General features: G+C 64.6%; 23 protein-coding genes. 11 read left to right on the top strand and 12 right to left on the bottom strand.

Annotation, left to right across the window (positions count from 1 at the left end):
- Positions 1-275: 275 nt before the first annotated feature.
- From DND132_RS14225 to DND132_RS14195, 7 genes are all read left to right on the top strand, one after another.
- The gene (locus tag DND132_RS14225) at positions 276-2,033 is read left to right on the top strand and encodes a long-chain-fatty-acid--CoA ligase (RefSeq protein ID WP_014323451.1); all 1,758 of its coding nucleotides are present in this window, start codon (positions 276-278) and stop codon (positions 2,031-2,033) included.
- Positions 2,034-2,379: 346 nt separating this feature from the next.
- Positions 2,380-3,555 (top strand): ABC transporter substrate-binding protein, encoded by a 1,176-nt coding sequence (locus tag DND132_RS14220; RefSeq protein WP_014323450.1) that lies wholly within the window; start codon positions 2,380-2,382, stop codon positions 3,553-3,555.
- Between the two features lie 122 nt (positions 3,556-3,677).
- On the top strand, positions 3,678-4,589 hold the full coding sequence (locus DND132_RS14215; RefSeq protein WP_014323449.1) for a branched-chain amino acid ABC transporter permease: 912 nt from the start codon (positions 3,678-3,680) through the stop codon (positions 4,587-4,589).
- A 13-nt stretch (positions 4,590-4,602) separates the two neighbouring features.
- A complete protein-coding gene (locus DND132_RS14210; protein WP_014323448.1) occupies positions 4,603-5,697 on the top strand; it encodes a branched-chain amino acid ABC transporter permease in 1,095 nt (364 codons plus the stop codon).
- A gap of 10 nt (positions 5,698-5,707) precedes the next feature.
- Positions 5,708-6,475 carry an ABC transporter ATP-binding protein gene (locus DND132_RS14205; protein ID WP_014323447.1) on the top strand — a complete coding sequence of 256 codons (768 nt, stop codon included), beginning with the start codon at positions 5,708-5,710 and terminating at the stop codon, positions 6,473-6,475.
- Positions 6,472-7,212, top strand: coding sequence for an ABC transporter ATP-binding protein (locus DND132_RS14200; RefSeq protein ID WP_014323446.1), 741 nt, complete (start codon positions 6,472-6,474; stop codon positions 7,210-7,212). The genes DND132_RS14205 and DND132_RS14200 overlap by 4 nt, the downstream gene beginning before the upstream one ends.
- A 159-nt stretch (positions 7,213-7,371) precedes the next feature.
- Complete coding sequence (locus DND132_RS14195; protein WP_014323445.1) at positions 7,372-7,992, top strand: hypothetical protein; 621 nt, start codon at positions 7,372-7,374, stop codon at positions 7,990-7,992.
- Positions 7,993-8,098: 106 nt separating this feature from the next.
- Here the strand turns inward: DND132_RS14195 and DND132_RS14190 are convergent, their stop codons facing one another.
- The 7 genes from DND132_RS14190 to dsrA all read right to left on the bottom strand — a co-directional run bounded on the left by DND132_RS14190 (position 8,099) and on the right by dsrA (position 14,538).
- Positions 8,099-8,593 (bottom strand): peptidylprolyl isomerase, encoded by a 495-nt coding sequence (locus DND132_RS14190; protein ID WP_014323444.1) that lies wholly within the window; start codon positions 8,591-8,593, stop codon positions 8,099-8,101.
- A gap of 106 nt (positions 8,594-8,699) precedes the next feature.
- Positions 8,700-9,050, bottom strand: a complete 351-nt coding sequence (locus tag DND132_RS14185; RefSeq protein WP_014323443.1) for a hypothetical protein — start codon at positions 9,048-9,050, stop codon at positions 8,700-8,702.
- 7 nt (positions 9,051-9,057) lie between these two features.
- On the bottom strand, positions 9,058-10,188 hold the full coding sequence (locus DND132_RS14180; RefSeq protein WP_014323442.1) for a DegT/DnrJ/EryC1/StrS family aminotransferase: 1,131 nt from the start codon (positions 10,186-10,188) through the stop codon (positions 9,058-9,060).
- Between the two features lie 74 nt (positions 10,189-10,262).
- Positions 10,263-11,648: a cobyrinic acid a,c-diamide synthase CobB gene (locus DND132_RS14175; RefSeq protein WP_014323441.1), complete on the bottom strand. Its 1,386-nt coding sequence runs from the start codon at positions 11,646-11,648 to the stop codon at positions 10,263-10,265.
- 88 nt (positions 11,649-11,736) lie between these two features.
- On the bottom strand, positions 11,737-11,985 hold the full coding sequence (locus DND132_RS14170) for a dissimilatory sulfite reductase D family protein (protein ID WP_014323440.1): 249 nt from the start codon (positions 11,983-11,985) through the stop codon (positions 11,737-11,739).
- A 69-nt stretch (positions 11,986-12,054) separates the two neighbouring features.
- A complete protein-coding gene (dsrB, locus tag DND132_RS14165; RefSeq protein ID WP_014323439.1) occupies positions 12,055-13,200 on the bottom strand; it encodes a dissimilatory-type sulfite reductase subunit beta in 1,146 nt (381 codons plus the stop codon).
- Positions 13,201-13,218: 18 nt separating this feature from the next.
- Positions 13,219-14,538 carry a dissimilatory-type sulfite reductase subunit alpha gene (gene dsrA, locus DND132_RS14160; RefSeq protein ID WP_014323438.1) on the bottom strand — a complete coding sequence of 440 codons (1,320 nt, stop codon included), beginning with the start codon at positions 14,536-14,538 and terminating at the stop codon, positions 13,219-13,221.
- Here dsrA and DND132_RS18575 point away from each other — a divergent pair.
- Genes DND132_RS18575 through DND132_RS14150 form a run of 3 tightly spaced genes read left to right on the top strand, consistent with a single transcriptional unit; the run spans position 14,527 to position 15,851 of the window.
- A complete protein-coding gene (locus tag DND132_RS18575) occupies positions 14,527-14,880 on the top strand; it encodes a hypothetical protein (RefSeq protein ID WP_190275288.1) in 354 nt (117 codons plus the stop codon). The genes dsrA and DND132_RS18575 overlap by 12 nt on opposite strands.
- A gap of 36 nt (positions 14,881-14,916) precedes the next feature.
- Complete coding sequence (locus DND132_RS18885; protein WP_014323437.1) at positions 14,917-15,585, top strand: YkgJ family cysteine cluster protein; 669 nt, start codon at positions 14,917-14,919, stop codon at positions 15,583-15,585.
- 11 nt (positions 15,586-15,596) lie between these two features.
- On the top strand, positions 15,597-15,851 hold the full coding sequence (locus DND132_RS14150; protein WP_014323436.1) for a hypothetical protein: 255 nt from the start codon (positions 15,597-15,599) through the stop codon (positions 15,849-15,851).
- 771 nt (positions 15,852-16,622) lie between these two features.
- On the opposite strand, the gene DND132_RS14145 is transcribed toward DND132_RS14150, so the two are convergent.
- The 5 genes from DND132_RS14145 to DND132_RS17795 form a co-directional block, all read right to left on the bottom strand.
- Positions 16,623-17,054, bottom strand: coding sequence for a Fur family transcriptional regulator (locus tag DND132_RS14145; protein ID WP_014323435.1), 432 nt, complete (start codon positions 17,052-17,054; stop codon positions 16,623-16,625).
- Positions 17,055-17,075: 21 nt separating this feature from the next.
- Entirely contained in the window at positions 17,076-17,996 is a 921-nt protein-coding gene (locus tag DND132_RS14140) for a metal ABC transporter solute-binding protein, Zn/Mn family (RefSeq protein ID WP_014323434.1), read from the bottom strand.
- Between the two features lie 534 nt (positions 17,997-18,530).
- Positions 18,531-19,025: a GlcG/HbpS family heme-binding protein gene (locus DND132_RS14135; protein ID WP_014323433.1), complete on the bottom strand. Its 495-nt coding sequence runs from the start codon at positions 19,023-19,025 to the stop codon at positions 18,531-18,533.
- Between the two features lie 193 nt (positions 19,026-19,218).
- Positions 19,219-19,752, bottom strand: coding sequence for a hypothetical protein (locus DND132_RS14130; protein WP_014323432.1), 534 nt, complete (start codon positions 19,750-19,752; stop codon positions 19,219-19,221).
- 8 nt (positions 19,753-19,760) lie between these two features.
- On the bottom strand, positions 19,761-20,558 hold the full coding sequence (locus tag DND132_RS17795) for a NifB/NifX family molybdenum-iron cluster-binding protein (RefSeq protein WP_014323431.1): 798 nt from the start codon (positions 20,556-20,558) through the stop codon (positions 19,761-19,763).
- Between the two features lie 226 nt (positions 20,559-20,784).
- Here DND132_RS17795 and DND132_RS14120 point away from each other — a divergent pair, with 226 nt between their 5' ends.
- Positions 20,785-21,078 carry a hypothetical protein gene (locus DND132_RS14120; protein WP_014323430.1) on the top strand — a complete coding sequence of 98 codons (294 nt, stop codon included), beginning with the start codon at positions 20,785-20,787 and terminating at the stop codon, positions 21,076-21,078.
- Positions 21,079-21,147: the final 69 nt, after the last annotated feature.

Raw genomic sequence — 21,147 nt, 5'->3', positions numbered from 1 at the left:
GGGGCGTGCGCGGGAGGTTGCAAGGAGTCTGCCAAGGGACCCGCGCGGGGTGCACGTGGCCTGTCTTTACTGGTTAATATACTGATAAACAAGGAGTTAATTTTTCAGCCTTTCGCCCGGCCGGGCCGTTTCCTGGACATTCCTTCCCCGGAGACGAAAAACCGTCAAAAGTTCGACCCCGTCTGTTTGAAACACGCCATATTGACCACGGGACCGGGCTATTATACCGTCCCCGCACCTTCTCAACACCGAAACCCTCTTGAAGGAAGCGCCCGATGGAGCAAATCGACCGCCCCTGGCTCAAATCCTATGACCCGGATGTGCCGCCGACCCTGGATTACGAGCGGATTCCCCTGTTCAAATTCCTGGACCGGGCCGCGCACAAGTGGCCCAAGCGCCAGGCCATCGTCTTCCGCAACTGGTCGATCACCTACGCCAAGCTCAAGGCGCAGACCGAGATCGTGGCGGCCAATCTCCGGGCCGCGGGCATACGCAAGGGCGACCGGGTGGCGCTCATGCTGCCCAACCTGCCCCAGTCCATCATCGCCTTCTGGGGCGTGCTCCGGGCCGGAGGCGTGGGGGTCATGACCAACCCCCTGTACATGGAGACCGAGATCATCCACCAGTTCAACGACGCCGGGGTGCGCTGCTGCATCACCCTGGACCTGCTCTGGCCCAAGCTCGAGAAGCTCCGCGACTCCCTGCCGGTGGAGAAGTACTTCGTGACCACCATCGGCGAGGGGCTGAAGTTCCCCCTGAACATGCTCTACGCCCTCCAGGCGAAGAAGAACGGCAACACCCCCAGGGTGCCCTTCGACGGCCGGTCCGTGCTGCCCTTCAAGACCCTGACCAAGGGGCGCGAAAAGTTCACCAACGAGCGGGTGGACGCCGAGGACATGGCCCTGTTGCAGTACACCGGCGGGACCACGGGCGTGGCCAAGGGATGCATGCTGACCCACTTCAACATCGGCGCGAACATGCAGCAGTGCCAGTCCATGATGCACACCCTGGGCAAGAAGAAGGAGACCTTCCTCGGCATCCTGCCCTATTTCCATATATATGGGCTGACCACCTGCCTGGCCTGGCCCACCAGCCTGGGCGCGACCCTGGCCCCGTTCCCGCGCTATGTGCCGCTGGACGTGCTCAAGGGCATCCACAAGCTGCGCCCCACGGTCTTTCCCGGCGCGCCCGCCCTGTATATTTCGCTCCTGCAGCAGAAGGACATCGACAAGTACGACCTCAAGTCCATCGAGGTCTGCGTGTCCGGGTCCGCGCCCATGCCCGTGGAGTACATGGAGCAGTTCCTCGAACGCTCGGGCACGTCCATCACCGAAGGGTACGGGCTGACCGAGGCCTCGCCCGTGACCCACTTCAACCCCCTGGAGGGCAAGAGCAAGAACGGCTCCATCGGCCTGCCCTTCCCGGACACGGACGCCAAGATCGTGGACATGGAGGTGGGCGGCGACCCCCTGCCGCCGGGCAAGCGCGGCGAGTTGGTCATCCGGGGCCCGCAGGTCATGAAGGGGTACTACAACCGGCCCGACGCCACGGCAGACGTGCTCCGCAACGGCTGGCTGTACACCGGCGACATCGCCACCATGGACGAGGAAGGCTATTTCTACATCGTGGACCGCAAGAAGGACCTGATCATCTCCGGGGGATACAACATCTACCCGCGCGAGATCGACGAGGTCCTGCACGGCCACCCCAAGATCAAGGAGGCCGTGTCCGTGGGCATCTCCCACGAGGCGCGCGGCGAGATCGTCAAGGCCTACGTGGTGGTCCAGGACGGCGAGACCCTGTCGCGCAGCGAGGTCATCGCCTACTGTCGCGAAAAGCTGGCCAACTACAAGGTCCCGCGCCAGGTGGAGTTCCGCAGGGACCTGCCCAAGACCATGGTCGGCAAGGTCCTGCGCCGCGCCCTGCGCGAGGAGGAGGAAGCCAGGGCCGAGGCCAAGAAGCAGCGCCGCAACGGGAACAAGGACGCCGAGACCGCGAACGGGAACGCCGAGGCCGAAAACGGGGGTGAATAGCCGCCGGACAGGGCCGTCCCAAGCCGTTTCAAGGGCCGGTTTCCGCAAGGAAACCGGCCTTTTTGCGGGCCATCCAAGGCCTGCGGCCCGCCCCGCACGGCCAACGGGCCCGGGAGAAACGCCGATTCTCCGCTTCTTTTCTCACATTAATGAAAAATTTTATTCCCCCAAAAATTTCTTTTTGAGAAATTTCGCGCCGTTTTATCCTGAAACTGCGCAATATATTCAACCATACCGCGAGATTTGCAAAAATGTACTACCGAAAAGCCCTTCCTCTCACCCCCCTTTTCGTGTATGAATCATCACTGTTTCAACCAGCAACCATATTCCTATGAGAGGAGGAGTAATGAAACTGAGTTTGCACAAGACGGGCCTGCTGGCTCTGGCGTTCGTTCTGAGCTTCCTGATGATCGTCCCGGCCTTCGCCGCCGACACCATCAAAATCGGCTTCAACCTGCCCCTGACGGGCGACATCCCCGAGGTCGGCGACGGCTCCAAGAAGGCCGCCGAGATGTACCTCAAGGACATCAATGACGCTGGCGGCCTCGAGGTCGGCGGCAAGAAGTACATGCTCGAGTTCGTCTACATGGACAACGAGTCCAAGGCCGAATCCGCGGTCAACGCGGCCCTGAAGCTCATCGAGCAGGAGAACGTTGTCGCCATCATCGGCCCCAACTCCTCCAAGCAGGCCGTGCCCGCCGGCGGCACCTGCAACGACAACCGTTGCCCGATGATCACCCCCTGGTCCACCAACCCCGACACCACCAAGGATCGTCCGTGGGTCTTCCGCGCCGCCTTCCTGGATCCGTTCCAGGGCCCGGTCGCCGCTGACTTCGCCGCCTCCAAGTTCGGCGCCAAGACCTCCGCCGTCCTGTTCGACGTGTCCAACGACTACTCCAAGGGCCTGGCCGAGATCTTCAAGGCCGCCTGGGAGAAGAAGGGCCTCGGCCCGGTCGTGGCCTTCGAGTCCCACGGCACCAAGGACCAGGACTTCTCCGCCCAGCTGACCACCATCATCAAGGCCAACCCCGATTTCATCTTCGTGCCCGACAACTACAACCAGGTTGCCCTGATCGTGCAGCAGGCGCGTGACCTCGGCTACAAGGGTCCCTTCATGGGTTCCGACGCCTGGGGCACCCCCGACCTGATCAAGCTCTGCGGTGAGCAGTGCTACGGCAACTACTTCTCCACCCACTACGCCGCTGCCGGCGCCACCGGCGCCACCAAGGTCTTCATCGACCGCTACGAGAAGGCCTACGGCTCCACCCCGGCCGACTACGCGGCCCTGACCTGGGATTCCATCGGCCTGCTCGTTCAGGGCATCCAGAACGCTGGCAAGGTGGACTCCAACCCGCGCAAGGAGCGTCAGCTCATCCGCGACGGCCTGGCCGCCATCAAGTCCTTCGACGGCATCACCGGCAAGTCCAAGTTCGACGAACAGGGCGACCCGATCAAGTGCGCCGTCGTGGTCAAGATCTCCGACCAGGGCGAATTCGTCTTCGAGCAGTCCGTCTGCCCGTAGACACCCGATTGCATCTGCCTAGGCGAGCGGGGGCTTAACGGCCCCCGCTCTTGTATCCCCCTTCCGAGGCATCCGGCACCCCTCGGCCCAGATTCAAGACATTCTCCCCAGGGAAGGCTACCGTGGACTTCATCATTCAAAATATCATCAACGCCCTGCAGTGGGGCAGCTTCTACGCGCTCATCGCGTTGGGCTACACCCTGGTGTACGGCGTGCTCCGCCTGATCAACTTCGCCCATGGCGACATCTTCATGGTCGGGGCGTACATCGCGTTTTTCGTGGCCGGGTTCCTGCTCGGCCCGGCCATCGGGCTGTCGCCGTTCGCGACTTTCCTGCTCGCCGTGCCGCTGACCATGTTCCTGACCGCCTGCGTGGGCGTGACCCTGGAGCGCATCGCGTACCGGCCGCTCAGGCGCAAGGGGGCGCACCGCCTCTACGTGGTCATCACGGCCCTCATGTGCGGCCTGATCCTCGAGTACTCCAACCTGGCCGTGCTCGGCGCCAGCCGGTTGAAGTTCCCGGAGCTGGTCCAGAAATCCGTCTGGAACCTGGGCGGCGTGACCGTGACCAACCTGAAGGTCATCGTCATCTTCGCGGCCATCGCCGTGTTCATCATCCTCAATTTCATCGTCACCAAGACCAAGATCGGCATGGCCATGCGCGGCATCTCCTACGACAAGTTCGCCATCCCGCTCATGGGCATCCCCATCGACCAGATCATCGTCTTCACCTTCATCCTGGGCTCCGGCTTCGCGGGGTTGGCCGGGCTGCTCTTCGCCATGTCCTACCCGGTGCTTGAGCCGTTCATGGGCATGCTCATCGGCTGGAAGGCGTTCATCGCGGCCGTGGTCGGCGGCATCGGCGACATCCGGGGCGCGTTCTACGGCGGCTTCCTGCTCGGCTTCATCGAGGTCGGCGTGGTCACCGTGTTCCCGTCCACCTACCGGGACCTGTTCGCCTTCACCATCCTGCTGATCATTCTCTGGATGAAACCGACCGGGCTGTTCGGCATGCCGCAGTCCACCAAGATCTAGTTGGGAGAAACCGATGCAGAAATACTCTCTCAACGTCCTCATGGTCCTGGTGGCCGTGGTCCTGCTGGTCCTGGCCCAGTACCGCATCCTCGACAACTACATCCAGGCGGTCATCATGTTCGGCGGCATCAACATCATGATGTCCACCTCGCTGAACCTGGTGAACGGCAACATGGGCGAATTCACCTGCGGGCACGCGGCCTTCATGTGCGTGGGGGCCTACGTGGCCTCCCTGCTGTCCGTGCTCTGCTTCGGCAACAAGTTCGGCGACCCGCTGCTGCCCGCGGCGGCCTCCTACTTCGTCTTCCCGGTCATCATCCTGATGGGCGGCGCGGTGGCGGCCCTGTCCTCGATCCTGGTGGCCCTGCCCTCGTTCAAGACCCGCGACGACTACCTGGCCATCATCACCATCGCGGTCAACTACATGGTCATCTCGGCCATCGAGAACATGGACTGGATCGGCGGCTCGCGCGGCTTCCAGGGCATGAAGGACACGGTCTGGGCCATGGTCGATTCCACCCCGTCCTGGCTGGCCGGGGACAACGACTTCCCCTGGGTCCTGCTCTTCGTCATCCTGTTCACCGCCTTCGACATCTGGGTCATCCGGCGGTTCATCACCTCGACCTACGGCAAGGGCGTCAACGCCGTGTGCCAGGACGAGACCGCGGCCGAGATCATGTCGGTCAACACCAACAAGATCAAAACCGTGAACTTCATGATCTCGGCGGGTCTGGCCGGATGCGCGGGCGGCCTGTTCGCCCACGTGGTCGGCTACGTCAACCCGCAGTCCTTCAACATCCTCAAGTCCACCGAGGCCATGGTCATGGTCTACCTGGGCGGCATGGGGTCGCTCTCGGGCGCGGTCATCTCGGCGGTGGTCTTCACCTTCCTGCTCGAGGTCCTGCGCTCCCAGGCGCTCATCGACTTCCTGCTGGCCCCGGCCACCTTCGTGTTCCCGGACTGGGAGCCGTCGGCGGGCGTCATCAAGTGGGTCCTCATCCCCCTGCTCCTGGTCCTGATCATGCAGTTCCGGCCCGAGGGCATCATGGGCAACAAGGAGTTGTCGGACGTGTTCCCGAAACTCAAGAAATACTACACATTCAAATAGGGGGCTGTTCATGTCACTGCTTAAAATAGACAGCCTCACCCAGCGGTTCGGCGGCCTCCAGGCGGTCTCCGAGTTCTCCGTGGACATGCAGGGCGGCGAATTGATGGGCCTCATCGGCCCCAACGGCGCGGGCAAGACCACCATCTTCAACCTCATCTCCGGCTTCTACCAGCCCACCGAGGGGACCATCACCTTCGACGGCAAGCCCACCAAGGGGCTCAAGCCCCACCAGGTCACCTCCATGGGCATCGCCCGGACCTTCCAGAACATCCGCCTGTGGCACGACATGACCGTGCTGGACAACATCCGCATCGCCCAGCACTACCGGCTCGGTTACTCGGTCTGGGATTCGGTCATCCGGGGCAAGAAATACCGCAAGCGCGAGGAGCGCATCCTGGAGATCGCCGAGAAGCTGCTCGATGCCATGTCCCTGACCGAAGTGGCCATGGAGCTGCCCAAGAACCTGCCCTACGGCCTGCAGCGCCGTGTGGAGATCGCCCGGGCCATGTCCATCCGGCCCAAGCTGCTGCTCCTGGACGAGCCCGCTGCGGGCCTGAACTCCAAGGACGTGGAGGACCTGATCACCCTGGTCCGCTGGATCCACGAGCACTTCGACATCACCATCTTCATGATCGAGCATCAGATGAAGGTCGTCACCTCCCTGTGCCAGTGGATCAAGGTCATCGACTTCGGCTCGACCATCGCCGAGGGCACCCCCGAAGACATCCAGAGCAACCCGGCCGTCATCAAGGCCTATCTTGGAGACGACAACATATGACCACCACTCCCTTACTCGAAGTCGAAAACCTCTACGTCAAGTACGGCAACATCGAGGCCCTGCACGGCATCTCCTTCACCGTGGGCGAGGGCGAGATCGTCACCCTCATCGGCGCCAACGGCGCGGGCAAGTCCACCACGCTCATGTCCATCGCCCAGCTGCCCCCGCCCGAGGCCCCCAAGGTCATCAAGGGCGACATCCGCTTCAAGGGCCAGTCCATCCTGGGCATGTCCGCGGACAAGGTCGTCTCGGACCTGCACACGGCCCTGGTCCCCGAGGGACGCCACATCTTCGGCAACCTGACCGTGGAGGAGAACCTCACGCTGGCCACCTATTCCCGCAAGGACGGGCAGGGCGAGATCGACCGCGACTACAAGCGCGTCTACACCCTGTTCCCGCGCCTGGACGAGCGCAAGAAGCAGCGCTCCGAGTCCCTGTCCGGCGGCGAGCAGCAGATGCTCGCCGTGGGCCGCGCGCTCATGTCCGGCTGCCGGGTTATCATGCTCGACGAGCCGTCCATGGGGCTCGCCCCCCTGCTCATGTACGACATGTTCCGGACCCTCAAGGAGCTGAACGAGGAGGGCATGACCATCCTGCTCATCGAGCAGAACGCCAACCTGGCCCTCAAGTTCGCCCACCGGGGCTACGTCATCGACACCGGCGAGATCGTGGCCCAGGGCTCGTCCGCCCAGCTCATGGAGGACCCCGAGGTCAAGCGGGCCTACCTCGGCGGCTAGCCCTCCCCCTCCGAACGCGAAACCCGTCCGGCGCGCCCGTGGCAATGTCCACAGGCGCGCCGGTTTCGTTTTGCCGCTGGCACGGCTTGTGCTGTCTCCCGGAACGGGGCAAATATTGCCCCGCCGCGAACCGGCGCATCCGGCACACAAGGAGAAGGCATGAGCACCACGGCCATCGGCTCCAATCTGATCACCGGCACCTACACACTGCTCCGCGCCTCGGTGGAGCAGAAGCAGCTCTACCAGCAGGCCGGAACCCTGGACGAGGAGTCCAACCAGACCAGCGCCGCCACCGGGCTGACCTCGGACATCTACGCCCTGCTCGACCAGATTCCCAAGGGGGACGACAACCGCCTCTCCTTCCAGGAGGTGGAGGACTACCGCGAGGAGCTGGGGGACAAGTGGGACGCCTCGGTCATGGCCGACCTGAAGGAGCTGGGCGTGGACGTGTCCGCCGAGTTCGCCATGACCTACGACCCGGACACGGGCAAGGTCACCGTTCCGGACGACACCGAGGACGCGGACATCATCAACAAGTATTTCGAAGACAACCCGGACAAGGTCCAGGAGTTCTACACCATCATCCAGCTGGGCAAGCTGACCTCCACGGCCTCGTCCACCCTCTCCCAGGACGAACTGATGACCAGCCTGCAACAGCAGTCCCTGGCCTGGTGGTACGCGGACAACACCGACCCGACCAGCTGGTTCGAGGGCGGCGGCCTCCTGTCCATGAGCGGCAGCACCTCCACCGCCTACACCGGCCTCAACCTCTTCGTCTGACCGGTCTCCGGAACAAAAAAAGGCGCACCCCCAACCAGGATGCGCCTTTTGTCATGGCAAATGACCGCCTCTCCCGGCAGCGGCCGGGAGTGCGCATCGCAAGCCGCTATTCGACCACGGAGGCCTTCTCGATGAGCACCGGCTCGGCCGGGACATCGTCGTGGAAACCGTGGCGGCCGGTGGCCACGCCCTTGATCTTGTCCACCACGTCCTGGCCCTCCACGACCTTGCCGAACACGGCGTAGCCCCAGCCCTGGGGGGTCTCGGAGGAGAAGTTCAGGAAGCCGTTGTCCTTGACGTTGATGAAGAACTGGGACGACGCGGAGTGCGGGTCCATGGTCCGGGCCATGGCCAGGGTGTATTTGTCGTTGGTCAGGCCGTTGTTGGCCTCGTTCTTGATGGGCGCGCGGGTCGCCTTTTCCTTCATGTTCTTGTCCATGCCGCCGCCCTGGATCATGAAGTTGTCGATGACGCGGTGGAAGATCAGGCCGTCATAGAAGCCCTCCTCCACGTACTGCTGGAAATTGGCCGCGGTCTTGGGGGCCTTGTCGAAATCGAGTTCGATGACGATGTCGCCCATGCTGGTTTCCATCTTGATCATGCATGTACTCCTTTGTGCCGGGCCGTGCCCGGCGTGATGTCGTTCGGGGTATCCCCCTTACCAGAGCCCGTGGCGGGTGGCAAATCCGCCGCCGCACGGGCCGGGATCATTGTCCGGATTCGGGCGTATCCGCGACCTCGCCCTTGACCTCCCCGCCTCCGGTGAGACCGGGGTCGTAGAACATGTCCCCGTCGCCCGCAAGCCCCTGCCTGCGCACCTGGACCGGGTCCTCGACCCGGAATGTCAGCAGCGAGCCGAGTTTGAGGATGTTCCGCTCGATGACCAGCTCGGCCTGGGGCTCCACGATCTCCGCCTGCTTGGCGGCGCCGGGGCCGTCCGCGCGGAAGTTCACGGGCGGCGGACCGTCCACGAAGCCCGTGCCCAGGTAGGCCAGGGCCACGCCCGCGGCCACCGGCTTGAGCACCCGCACCGTGCCCGCCCAGGTCAGCCAGGCCATGGGCCCGCTACCCCTTGATGACCTTGACGATGGCCTCCTGGGCCTCGGCGGTCAGATAGGGATGCATGGGCAGGGCGAAGATGCGCGAGGCCGTGTCCTCGGACACCGGGAAGTCGCCGGGTTTGTAGCCCAGGTCGGCGAAGGCCTTCTGCAGGTGCAGCGGCTTGGGATAGTAGATGACCGACGGGATGGACGCCTCGGCCAGCCTGCCCATGACCTCGGTGCGCTGCTCGGTGTCCCGGGCCAGGACGCAGTACTGGGCCCAGACCGAGACATTGCCCTCGGGCACGGACGGCGGGGTCAGGCCGTCCACCTCGGACAGCAGCGCGGCATAGCGCGCGGCCACTTCCTGGCGCTTCTCGATCTCGCCGGGGAAAATCTCGAACTTGGCCAGGAGCACGGCCGCCTGCATGGAGTCCATGCGCGCGGTCAGTCCCAGCCGGTCGTTGTCGTACTTGTGCTCGCCCATGCCGTGCACGCGGATGGAGATCAGCAGTTTGTGCAGGGCCTCGTTGTGGGCGAAGACCATGCCGCCGTCGCCGTAGCAGCCGAGCGGCTTGGCCGGGAAAAAGGAGGTGCAGGCCAGGTCGCCCAGGGAACAGACCGAGCGGCCCTGGCAGGTCGCGCCGAAGGACTGGGCCGCGTCCACCACCAGGAACAGGCCGGAGTTGTGGGCCAGGGGCTCGATGGCGTCGTAGTCCGCGGGCTGGCCGAAGATGTCCACGGCGATGACACCCTTGGCGGTCAGGTCCTTGCGATTCTCCTTGACGAAGCGGATCTTGCGCCGCAGGTCGTCGGGGTCGATGTTGAAGGTCACGGGGTCGATGTCCACGAAGACCGGGGTCGCGCCGAGCAGGGCGACCACCTCGGCCGTGGCGATGAAGGTGAACGGCGTGGTGAAGATGGCGTCGCCCGGCCCCACGCCCAGGGCCATGAGGGCCATGAGCAGGGCGTCGGTGCCCGACGAGCAGCTCACGGCGTGGTCCACCCCGGCGTACTCGGCCAGCTTGCTTTCCAGCTCGCCGATCTCCGGGCCCATGATGTAGGCCCCGCGTTCCAGGACCGCGTCGATATTGTGTTTGATCTGGTCCTCGATCTGCCGATACTGCGTTTTCAGATCGATGAAAGGTATGCTCATGATGATACTCGCTTGTAGGAGTGGGTGATTGTGTGCCGGCAGTGTCTCACGAAAGATCACGCCGAACAAGAAATTTACCGGGCCGAGCCGCGCCGCGCCGCAGCCGCGGCCACGAACCGTTCCGCCCAGCCGGGCACGGCCAGGGCGTGGATGTGGTTGTATCCGGCCCAGGTGTTCCTGTGCAGAAACCCGTCCCGGCCCAGCGCGCTGCCCTGGCCCCGGAGCATGCGCAACCCGTGGCGCAGGTCGGCCGCGCCGTCGGACACGCACAGGGAATAATGAAATTCATGACCCCGGACGCGCGCGCCCCTGGGGAAGAAGACCGTGTCCTCGACCACCTCGGCCTCGGTGTAGCCGAGCCCCTGGGGCCGGGGGCAGAAGGAGGTGGTCAGGGGAAAGACGCCCGCCATGGCGTGGCTCCCGCCGTGGATCTCCAGGGTCTCGCACAGGACCATGAACCCGCCGCACTCGGCGTAGATGGGCAGGCCGGACTCGGACAGGGCGCGCAGGTGGTCCAGCGCGGGCCGGTTGGCCGCGATGCGCTCGGCAAAGACCTCGGGGAACCCTCCGCCCAGGTACAGCCCGTCGATCTCGGGCCAGGGCGCCTTGTCCAGGAGGCTCAACCGGACCAGCTCGGCCCCGGCGTGCTCCAGGGCCTCCAGGTTCTCGGGATAGTAGAACCACAGAGCCGCGTCGTGCACGTAGCCGATGCGCGCCCGTTTGGCCGCCGCCGGACCGGAAAAGATCGGGCCGGGCGCGGGGCCGAAGTCCGGGGCCGCGTCCGCCGCCGCCAGGATGCCGTCCAGGTCCAGCCACTCCCCGGCCAGGTCGGCCAATGCGTCCAGATGGGCGGCCCCGTCGTATTCCTGGTCGGACATGAGGCCCATGTGCCGCTCGGGGATGGGATTTCGCATCTTGGGGAGCATGCCCAGCACGGGCACGTCGCAATAGGTCTCCATGGACCGGCGCAGCACGGCGCGATGGCGCTCGCCCGCCGTGCGGTTGAGGATCACGCCCGCCAGGTTCAGGCCGGGCTCGAACCCGGCGCACCCCTGAACGATGGCGGCCACGGTGCGGGTCATCTTGGTGCAGTCGATGGCCAGGATCACCGGGGCGTCGAGCACGCGGGCCAGCTCGGCGCTGGAGCAGGTGCCCTGCTCGTTCATGCCGTCGAACAGCCCCCGATTGCCCTCGATGAGGCTCACGTCCGCGCCGCGCGACTTGTGGAAGAACACGGAACGGATGACGTCCCGGGTGTGGAAATACGGGTCCAGATTGGAACACGGCCGGTTCGCGGCCAGGCCGAGCCACTGGGCGTCGATGTAGTCCGGGCCCTTCTTGAACGGGGCCACGGTCAGGCCCCGGCGCGTGAAGGCGCGGGCCAGCGCCAGGGAGACGATGGTCTTGCCGGTGCCGCCGGACAGTCCGGCCAGGAGGATGCGCGGGAGGGGATTCTGCACGTTGAAAACCGGGCTTATTGAACCAAGAAAGCCTTGCCCGTCATCGCATGGACGAGGGCAAGGCTTGTAAACCGATCAGGCTCGAAGATTAACCTTCGCCCTCGGAAGCGGCCTGCTTGCCGACGCCGGCCAGACCGTACATGGTGGTGGACCCGGAGGACCAGAACACCATCTTTTCTTCCTGAACCAACTGGGTCAGGAGTTTTTTCACGTCGCGGCTCTTCTCATCCGGGAAAAGCTTAGTGAAGTCGTTGAAGTAAAACTTGGTCTTACTGCTGGACTTCTCTTCGCAGAATTTGATGATTTCAGCTTTTGCAGCTACGGGATCGAGTGCCATGAGGGACTCCTTATTTTTGCATAAAGTCGGGGTACGGCGGATTCGCCGTACCCCGAAACCTTTATTTTCTTACCACTTGAACTGCGTGGTCTGGCGCCAGGTGTAGTAGGCCGGATCACGGAAGTCATCGATCAGATGCTCGCTGAACGGCAGGTCGCATTTCTCGAAGAAACGCTCCCAACCGATGCGGTTGGCCCAGTCGCCCAGACGCTCGTACTTGTGGGCGTCGGCGGCGTAGGTGTCGAGGATCTTTTTGATCACCTTGGTCATCGTGGGCCAGCGAGGCGGCTCGTTGGGGATGAACGGAACCACGACCTTGGAGAAGGCGGGCTTGGTGATGCGGTTGGAGATCTTGCCGCCGACCATCAGGGCGATACCGTCGCCGTCCTTGTCAGCCAGGGGCATGGAGGGACACATGGTGTAGCAGTTGCCGCAGAACATGCAGCGCTCCTGCTTGACCGCGACGGTCTTGTAGGTCTCACCGTCGAGCTCGATCTTGGAGGGACGCACAGCGCCGGTGGGGCAGGCGGCAACGGCCAGCGGGATCTCGCACAGGTTGTCGAGGAACTTGTGGTCGAGCAGCGGCGGTTTGCGGTGGATGCCCAGGATGGCGATGTCGGAGCAGTGCACCGCGCCGCACATGTTCAGGCAGCAGGCCATGGAGATGCGCACCGGGGCGGGCAGCTTCATGCTGGTGAACTCGTCGAAGACCACGTCCATGGTCGCCTTGACGGTACCGGAAGCGTCGGTCGCCGGGGTGTGGCAGTGGACCCAGCCCTGGGTGTGGACGATGTTCGTCACACCGGCGCCGGTGCCGCCGACGGGGAACTTGTGGGCTCCGCCGGGGAACTTCTGGTCGTTCAGGTACTTCTTCAGTTCCTTGGCGGCCTCTTCGGTCTCGACCTGGAACTCGAGGTTGTTACGGGTGGTGAAACGGACATAGCCGCCGGAGAACTTGTCGGCGATGTCGCAGATTTCACGGATGTGGGTCACGGACATCAGGCGGGCGGTACCGGCGCGGACGGTGTAGGTCTTGGCGCCGGACTGAGCCACGTGCAGCAGGATGCCGGACTCGATGATCTCATGGTAGTCCCATTTACCAAAGTTCTCTTTGATAACCGGGGGCAGGTACTCGCCGAAGTGACGAGGTCCGATGTCGGAAATCCGACCTTCCATCGGTTTTGCGGGATTGTACCCAGAAGAAATAAAAGCCATATCGATACACTCCTCTTTTTAGCGCTGGTGGCGCTTGCGGAATTCGTTGATATCCCGATCCCAACCGCCTTCGACGTCTTCGGCTTTCCAGAAGATGTAGGGGTTGTGGCGAGGCTCCTGGACCTGGCGGGCATCCACGGGGACACCGGCGGCGTCGATCAGGGCGGACATGCCCAGACGCTTCATGGTCTCACCGATACGCTCACGGTTCTTGCCCTCTTCCATCCACCAATCCCAGATGTTCTCGATGAGGTCCTTGATGGACTGGTAGTCGTCTTCCTTGTTCACTTCCATGAAGGGAACGAGCAGGGAGCCCATCTGCGGGCCGTCGAGGATCGGGGCCTTGGCGCCGCACAGGATCGAACAGCCGCGCTCGTCGCCGATCTTCAGCGCGCGAGGCATGGTGTTGATGCAGTGCATGCAGCGGACGCATTCCTTGTCGTCGATGGTCAGTTTGCCGTCGGCGTAGGTAATGCACTTGGAGGGACACAGGTCCACGACTTCCTTCTGGATGTCGAACGCGCCCCAGTCACGGCCCGCATGGGCGCCGGCGTTGGGAGCGATCTCGCCGCCGACGTAGGCGGCCACGGCTTCCTGATTGACCTTGATCTGGTCTTTCCAGGTACCGATGAAGGAAAGGTCGGAACGGGCGATGGCGGCCACGCAGCCGTTCGGGCAACCGTCGAACTTGAACTTGAACTTGTAGGGGAACGCCGGGCGATGGAGCTCGTCCTGGTATTCCTGGGTCAGGTTGTAGCACAGCTCCTGGGTGTTGTAGCAGGCGTACTCGCAGCGGGACATGCCGAGGCAGGTGGCGGGGGTACGCAGGTTGGAGCCGGAACCGCCGAGGTCGATCTCGAGGTCATGGGTCAGTTCCCAGAAGATTTCCTCAAGCTGCGGGGTGGTGGTGCCCAGGAACACGATGTCGCCGGTGGCGCCGTGCATGTTGGTCAGGCCGGAGCCGCGGAGCTCCCAGATCTTGACCAGGCTGCGCAGCAGCTCGGTGCTGTACCATTTGCCGTTGGGCTGGGCCACGCGCACGGTGTGGAAGTGCGCAACACCGGGGAACTTCTCCGGCTGGTCACAGTAACGGCCGATGACGCCGCCGCCGTAGCCGAAGACGCCGACGATGCCGCCGTGCTTCCAGTGGGTCTCGCCGTCCTCGTAGGACATTTCCAGAACACCCAGCAGATCTTCGGGGCAATCGACGGGAATCTGGTAATCCAGACCCTTCTCGTTCTTGGCTCGAGAGTCAGCCTCCTGTTTGATGTCGGATACAAAGCTGGGCCACGGGCCGCTTTCCAGCTGATCCAACATAGGAGTTTTGTGTTTCGCCATTCCCTTAACCTCCATTGTTTGATTAAGATGTTGCCATCAACCATTCTTGCGCCCGGGCCGGGTAATGGTGAAAAAAATCACCTGAAGCCAGAACGCCTTTCCTACGAAACGCAACTACCCGGAATAGCGGCAATTGCGCCAATATTCACAAGGTATGCAGGGCTGATAATGTACTGGACCGTTCGGTTTTTTGTCAACCGAAATATCCAAGAAACCATTGTCAATCCTCAATTTGCCGCCTTGACGGACACCCTGATTTCGGGATCGTTCGCCACCCCCGGCCTTGCCTTCGCGGCCGAGCCGGAGTATCGGACCCTTGGCACAGGATATGGACCGCCATAAGCGTTACCGCAAAAGGGTATGAGGAGCAACACAAACTTGCAAATTCCAACCACAAACGAACCGCAATGCCGACGTTGCGGGCAGTGCTGCCGCAGCGGCGGCCCGGCCCTGCACGTGCAGGATCTCCCGCTCATCCAGGACGGCACCATCCCCCTGGCCGACATCGTCACCCTGCGCGCCGGTGAATGGGTCTTCGACCAGCCCGCCCAGAACGTCGTCCCCCTCGAGACCGAGATGCTCAAGATCAAGGGCCGCGACGGCGGCTGGACCTGCATCTATCTGAGCCCAGAGAGCAACCTCTGCGCCGTGTACGCCACCCGGCCCGCCGAGTGCGAGGCCCTGTTCTGCGAGGACACCGGACCGCTTCAGGCCATGTACGCCAGGGACCGGCTGACCCGCGCCGACCTCCTGCCCGAAGGCCACCCTCTGCGCGAACTCATGGCCGAGCACGACCGCCGCTGCGATCCCCGCCGCATGGAGGCGCTGGCCCAGGCCGCCCGGGAAGGCGACCGCGAGGCCGGCGAATCGCTCAAGGAAATGGTCGTCTACGACATGGAGCTGCGCCGCCTGGTCCCGGAGAAGTCGGGCATGGCCCCGGAGCTGAACGACTTCCTCTTCGGCCGCCCCCTGCGCGTCCTGCTCGGGGCCATGAACGTCAAGGTCTATGACACGGGCGACACGGTCCGCTTCAACTTCCAAGCCTAGGAGAACGCGCCATGAAAGATGCACGCGGCGTCTACTACACCCCGTCCCTGCAACACCCCGAGGTGCGCATGTACGTGCGCGAGAACGGGGGCGAGATCGAATTCCGCCTGTACAATCCGGACGAGCCGATCATCTGGGAAAAGCACCCCTGGGTCCCCTACGGAGCCATCGAGGCGGCCGCGGTCATGTTCCGCGAGAAAAACACCGACCGCAATCCCCTGGCCCTCTACGATCTCGACATCGCCCGCAAGCTGCTTGGCGAATAACTTCCCGAAAACACACGGTAATTCATAGCCGTTTTCAACCGCCCGGTTCCGCCGGGCGGTTTGTTTTTGTCGAATGGGAATTTTTCCTGGGAAAGGGCCTCAATATCAGGAGGTTCCCCTATTGTATTTGCAATAAAAGTATGACTGTATGGGCACGTCAACGACAACAATTGTTTTCCCGGCAATCCCCGCCGGGAACTCCCCCCGAAAGGCTCCAATCACCGCCATGGAGCCTTTCTTTTTGCCGTGCGCGCGGCTTCCGAGAGCGGCGCATCCGCACATTTTTCGGGGGGCCGTTTCATCCTCACGTAGGAAGACTACGCTGCGGTGAAACGGCCCCCCGAAAAATGCACGGCTGCACCACTCTCGAAAGCCTGACTCCGTACGGGGGCGAGAGCCGCTGTCGGGTGCCCGGGGGCACCCGAGTCGCTCCGGGGGGTGGGGAACGCTGGGGGGGGGCTGTCGGGTGGCGGTGCCGCCCGAGTCGCTCACGATGGTGTGGCGGGGGGTGGCTTCGCCACCTGGGGGTGCCTGGGGGTGTGAGGGGGGGGGAAACCGGGTCCTCCCGCTGCCCTCCCCGCCGAAGGCGGCACCACAACGAATGCCGCTGATTCGGTCATAAATCGAGGCCTTCCGTTGCACCCCGCCCCGCCGAAGGCGACGACAAAAAGTTTAGGGAAAGGAGGGGATGGGGGTTCGGGGGAAGGGGAGGAAAAACCCTTTTCTCAAAGGGTTTTTCCTCCCCTTCCCCCGGCCGCCGGAGGCGCCCCCCTACCCCGCTGCGCGGGCGCAGTCGGGGCAGAGGCCTTCGAGGTGGAGGTCCACGTGGCTGACGGCCAGGTTCAGGGCGTTGGCCACGGCGGTCTCGTCGAAGTGCAGGTCCTCGTTGGCGATGCACTGGACGCGGCCGCAGCCGGTGCAATGGAAGTGGCTGTGGTTGCCGCCCACGCAGTAGTGCTGGGCGCGTTCGCCCGAGTTGAAGCGGTTGACCGCGCCCCTGTCGGCCAGCAGGTCGAGGATGCGGTAGACCGTGACCCGGTTGATCCGGTGCTCGCGCAGGATATGGGAATGGACCTCGGCGGCGGTCACGGGCCGGTGGTGCGCGGCCACGGCGGACAGGACCAGGATGCGGTTGAGGGTCGGTTCCAGGCCGGTCCGCTCCAGGAATTCCCGGGCGGCCCCGGCCGTGTCGTGCTGAGTCATGCCGGCCTCCGTGAAGCCGCGCTAGCGCAGGGCCTGGTCAAAGGCCTGGGCCGCGTGCAGCAGGTTGTCCTTCCAGTCCGCGGCCAGAGGGTCGAGGGGCACCACCTTGGCCTTGAGCTCCGAGGCGATGACGTCGGCGCTGCGCCGCGAGAACTGCGGCTGGACAAAAACCACGGACACGCCCAGTTCCCGGCCGTGCTCGACGATCTCGGCCAGATGCCGGGGGCTCGGCTCGCTGCCGCCCGCCTCGATGGCCACCTGGGTCAGGCCGTAGCGCTTGGCGAAATAGCCCCAGGACGGGTGGAAGACCATGAAGGTCCGCTTGTCCGCCGGGAGGGCCGACAGGGTCTTATCGATGGACGCATTCAGCTCGTCCAGTTCCTTGAGGAACGCGGCCAGGTTGGCCTCGTACACGTCGCGGTGGGCCGCATCGGCGCGGACCAGCCCGGCGCAGGTGTTCCGGGCGATGGTCCGCACCCGCACGGGATCGAGCCAGATGTGCGGATCGAGGATGCCGTGCTCGTGATCCCCGTCGTGCGCGGCCTCGCCCTCGTGCCCGCCCTCCTCGTCATGATGATGGGCGGCCATGGGCAGCTTCTCCACGCCCTCCTGGGTGCGGACCACGAGCATGTCGCGGTTGGCGTCGGCCAGCTTGGGCAGCCAGACGTCCTCCAGGTTGACACCGATGGCGAAGTAGACCTGCGCCTTGGTCAGGGCGGTCATCTGCCTCGGGGTGGGCTCGTACATGTGCGGGTTGGCCCCGGGCAGGACCAGCACGCTCACGTCCACCAGGTCCCCGCCGATGCGCTCCACGAAATATTGTTGCGGCAGGATGGATACGAACGCCCGCACCCCGCCCTCGGCCGACGCGGACCCGGCCCAGGTCAGGACCAGCCCGAACACCGTCAACAGTACCATTTTCTTCAGATGAGAAACCGCCATGACAACCTCCAGGGGTCGCATTGTTGCATTGCCGTTATGAGCAAACGGATTGCATGATGCAACTCGTTTGCATACCTGTCAACCCCCCTTGCAGAATCGGGAAGACCTCCGCCTTGCGGCTGCCCGTGACGCGGACGGTGCGGGAGCGGCGGCGAGAACCAGGTACGGGATCGGGCTCCGGGCAAAGCGCGGAGGGGAGGCCGGGGCATTACATCGGGAACCGGGGCGCGGGGCCGGACCGGGGTTTTCCTGTGTGTGCTGTCGCCTTTTAGTTCAGGTGGTGTTCTTCGACGTAATCGAGGACGAAGTCTTCGGCCGCTTCGACGGTGGAGACGTCGTCGCGGACCCGGGATGTGGGGTCGGGGCGTGGGGTCGGGGCGCGGGGCCGTGTCGCGGGGCCGGGACAGGCCGTCACGAAGCGGGATGGCGCCGCGCGCACCGGGGGTGCGCCCGGTCGTCGGCAACGACACGGCCCGGTCCGGGAAACATCCCCCCGGACCGGGCCGATTCATTCTCGTTGCCGGTGAAGACGTGCTACTTGATGACAGCGGCGCCGGCCATGGCCACGCTCTCGTCCTCGTCAACGGTGCCGCCGGACACGCCGATGGCGCCGATGACCACGTTGTTCTTGTCGACCAGCGGCACGCCGCCCGCGAACAGGATCAGGCCGTTGTTGCTGGCCTCGATGCCGTACAGGGGCTGGCCGGGCACGGAGGCCGCGCCCAGGGTCCGGGTGGTCATGTTGAAGTACCGGGCCGTGATGGCCTTCTTGATGGAGATGTCGATGCTGCCGAGGAAGGCGTCTTCCTGGCGGTAGAAGGCCTTGAGGTTGCCCCCGGCGTCAACGATGGCGATGTTCATGGGAATCTTGATCGCCACGGCTTTTTCCAGGGCGGCCTTGAGAATGGCCTGGGCCTGGACCAGGGTGATGTCCCCCGGCAGGGTCTTGACCGGCTCTCCCGCGAACACGGGCGCGGCGAACAGGGTGACGCAACAGACAAGCACGGCGGAAAGAATCATTTTACGCATACCAAACTCCTACTCAAAGACTTGGGCCGCCGACCCCCGCCTCACACTGAATCCGGGGTAACCGGCGGCGGATGTAGCAGTAAATTACCTTCCGGGAAAAAACACTGCAACAGAAAAAAGGCATGTTTTTTCGATGGACAAACCATCCCGGCGCGAGGTCCGAAACGGTCCTTCGGCCACGGGAACCGGGACGTCACGCCCCGCCGTCGCCAAAGGGGCGCGCCAGCCCCACGCAGACCGCGGACAGCAGCGCCCCGGCCAGGGTCAGCAGCAGGAAAAGCCCGGTGAACCGCCAGCCGAAATAGCCCACCAGCACGGGGACGAGCACGGGCTTGACCGAACGGCAGCACATGAAGTTGGCGATGTTGAAGGCGGACGCGCCCTTGTCCTTGAGGGTCGTGAACAGCGGGTACCATGCGTAGATGGGGCCCATGGAGACGATGCCAGCTAGGGCCGAGAGCACGAGCCCGCCGGGTCCGGCCTCTCGCCCCATGAGCCGGGACGCCAGGGACGGCGACAGGAACCGGTTGAGCAGCACCATCATGGCCAGGGCCGCGCACATGGGCAGCCCCAGCTGCAGGAAGATGGTCCCGCAGACGCGCAGGGCCCGCAGGGTCTTTTCGGGATCGAGCAGGAAGGCCCCGGCGTAGAGCGCGGCGCAGACCAGGGGGAACCGCCACGGCCTGAGCCGCGCCGACCATCCGGAAGAGGGCTTGTCCGTGCGCATGGCCCGCCTCACCACCACGAGCCCACGGCAAAGGCCAGCAGCACGGCCATGACGAACCCCGCCAGGTTGCGGACCACGGCGAAGCGCATGCCCAGGGCCTCGGCCTCCACGGGCAGCTGAATCAGCCCCACCGTGACCCAGGCCATCATCAGGGCCAGGACCCCGGCCAGGCTCACCCCGGCCTTGAGCAAACTCTCCCCGATGACGTAGCTGTTGACCGGGTTGCCGACCATGACGCTGCCCAGCACCGCGCCCCACAGGGCGTCCGGGAGGGGCGCGCCCGCGAACAGCGCGAACAGGGCCTCCTGGCTGACGAACCCCCGGAGCAGCCCGAGCAGCAGGATGACCCCGATCAGGCGCGGGACCATGGCGTAGAACTGGCGCACCCCCTTTTTCGCGGCCTCGCGCCACGGGTGGGCCGCCTCGGGCGCGGAAACATCGGAAGACGCGGAGGAATCGACGGATGCGGCGCCGGGTGCGTCCCCGGCCTCCCCGGCCGCCAGGTACGCGGCCACGGCCTGGGACACGGTGCCGGACGCGCCCTGGACCACCTCGATGCCGCGCCGTTCCAGGGCCGCCGTGATGTGCGGGGCCACGTGGCCCGCCAGCAGGACCCGCGCGCCCTGCTCCACGGCCAGGGCCATGACCGCGACCCCGGCGCCGGGACCGGCCGAGACCGGCGGACCGGGAAAGGTCTCGAAGGACATGTCGTCGGACTCGACCAGGACCAGATGGGCGGCAACCCCCAGGCGGTGGGCCACGTTCCCGTCCAGTCCGGGCCGGGTGGAGGGAACGGCGATCTTCACCCGGGCCTCCGTGTGCGGAAATTTCGCATCGCCCCCATGGCGATGCCCTCCCTTCCCGTACCCCCATTGCTGCGCGCGGTCCACTTCGATGCCCCGGCCGGAGGAGGGGGCGGTCCGTGCGGCACATTGCGCATTGACGCCGCTCGACAACGATGATTGAATACCTGCAACATCTGTCCAGATGTCCCGCCACATCCGAGAGGGAAGGAAAACACCGGAGGCCCCCGTGCCTGCTTATTCCATCGAGACGCTCAACGGCCTGCTCGAAGAACTTCTTGACCTCCCCGCCCGGACCAGCCCCGCGGCGGACGTGAACGCGGCCCTGCGCGTGGCCGACCGCCTGGAATCCGACGGATACGTGTTCAGCCTGAAGGACCTGTGCCCCCGAAGCATGGACAGCCTGTGGCGGGCCTCGTTCCGCCTGGGCGACAGGGAGTTCTCGGCCGAGGACGCCCGCTCCGCCCCGGCCATCTGCGCCGCCGCCGTGGCCGCCCTGCGGGAGCGGCCCGGCAAGTCCTAGGCCGGAGCACCCCGGCCCGCACGGTGCGCCGGGCAACCGGCCTCCGTCTTGACAACGGGCGAAATCCGG

Source organism: Pseudodesulfovibrio mercurii, from assembly GCF_000189295.2.
GTDB lineage: Bacteria > Desulfobacterota > Desulfovibrionia > Desulfovibrionales > Desulfovibrionaceae > Pseudodesulfovibrio > Pseudodesulfovibrio mercurii.
The sequence above is the reverse complement of the archived record's forward strand: the minus strand, read 5'-3'. Positions and strand labels throughout refer to the sequence as shown.

Excerpts from the sequence above, each read along its gene's own strand:
- DND132_RS14225 (WP_014323451.1), top strand. The coding sequence starts at position 276 with ATGGAGCAAATCGACCGCCCCTGGCTCAAATCCTATGACCCGGATGTG.
- DND132_RS14220 (WP_014323450.1), top strand. The coding sequence starts at position 2,380 with ATGAAACTGAGTTTGCACAAGACGGGCCTGCTGGCTCTGGCGTTCGTT.
- DND132_RS14210 (WP_014323448.1), top strand. The coding sequence starts at position 4,603 with ATGCAGAAATACTCTCTCAACGTCCTCATGGTCCTGGTGGCCGTGGTC.
- DND132_RS14205 (WP_014323447.1), top strand. The coding sequence starts at position 5,708 with ATGTCACTGCTTAAAATAGACAGCCTCACCCAGCGGTTCGGCGGCCTC.
- DND132_RS14200 (WP_014323446.1), top strand. The coding sequence starts at position 6,472 with ATGACCACCACTCCCTTACTCGAAGTCGAAAACCTCTACGTCAAGTAC.
- DND132_RS14195 (WP_014323445.1), top strand. The coding sequence starts at position 7,372 with ATGAGCACCACGGCCATCGGCTCCAATCTGATCACCGGCACCTACACA.
- DND132_RS14190 (WP_014323444.1), bottom strand. The coding sequence starts at position 8,593 with ATGATCAAGATGGAAACCAGCATGGGCGACATCGTCATCGAACTCGAT.
- DND132_RS14185 (WP_014323443.1), bottom strand. The coding sequence starts at position 9,050 with ATGGCCTGGCTGACCTGGGCGGGCACGGTGCGGGTGCTCAAGCCGGTG.
- DND132_RS14180 (WP_014323442.1), bottom strand. The coding sequence starts at position 10,188 with ATGAGCATACCTTTCATCGATCTGAAAACGCAGTATCGGCAGATCGAG.
- DND132_RS14170 (WP_014323440.1), bottom strand. The coding sequence starts at position 11,985 with ATGGCACTCGATCCCGTAGCTGCAAAAGCTGAAATCATCAAATTCTGC.
- dsrB (WP_014323439.1), bottom strand. The coding sequence starts at position 13,200 with ATGGCTTTTATTTCTTCTGGGTACAATCCCGCAAAACCGATGGAAGGT.
- dsrA (WP_014323438.1), bottom strand. The coding sequence starts at position 14,538 with ATGGCGAAACACAAAACTCCTATGTTGGATCAGCTGGAAAGCGGCCCG.
- DND132_RS14150 (WP_014323436.1), top strand. The coding sequence starts at position 15,597 with ATGAAAGATGCACGCGGCGTCTACTACACCCCGTCCCTGCAACACCCC.
- DND132_RS14145 (WP_014323435.1), bottom strand. The coding sequence starts at position 17,054 with ATGACTCAGCACGACACGGCCGGGGCCGCCCGGGAATTCCTGGAGCGG.
- DND132_RS14140 (WP_014323434.1), bottom strand. The coding sequence starts at position 17,996 with ATGGCGGTTTCTCATCTGAAGAAAATGGTACTGTTGACGGTGTTCGGG.
- DND132_RS14135 (WP_014323433.1), bottom strand. The coding sequence starts at position 19,025 with ATGCGTAAAATGATTCTTTCCGCCGTGCTTGTCTGTTGCGTCACCCTG.
- DND132_RS14130 (WP_014323432.1), bottom strand. The coding sequence starts at position 19,752 with ATGCGCACGGACAAGCCCTCTTCCGGATGGTCGGCGCGGCTCAGGCCG.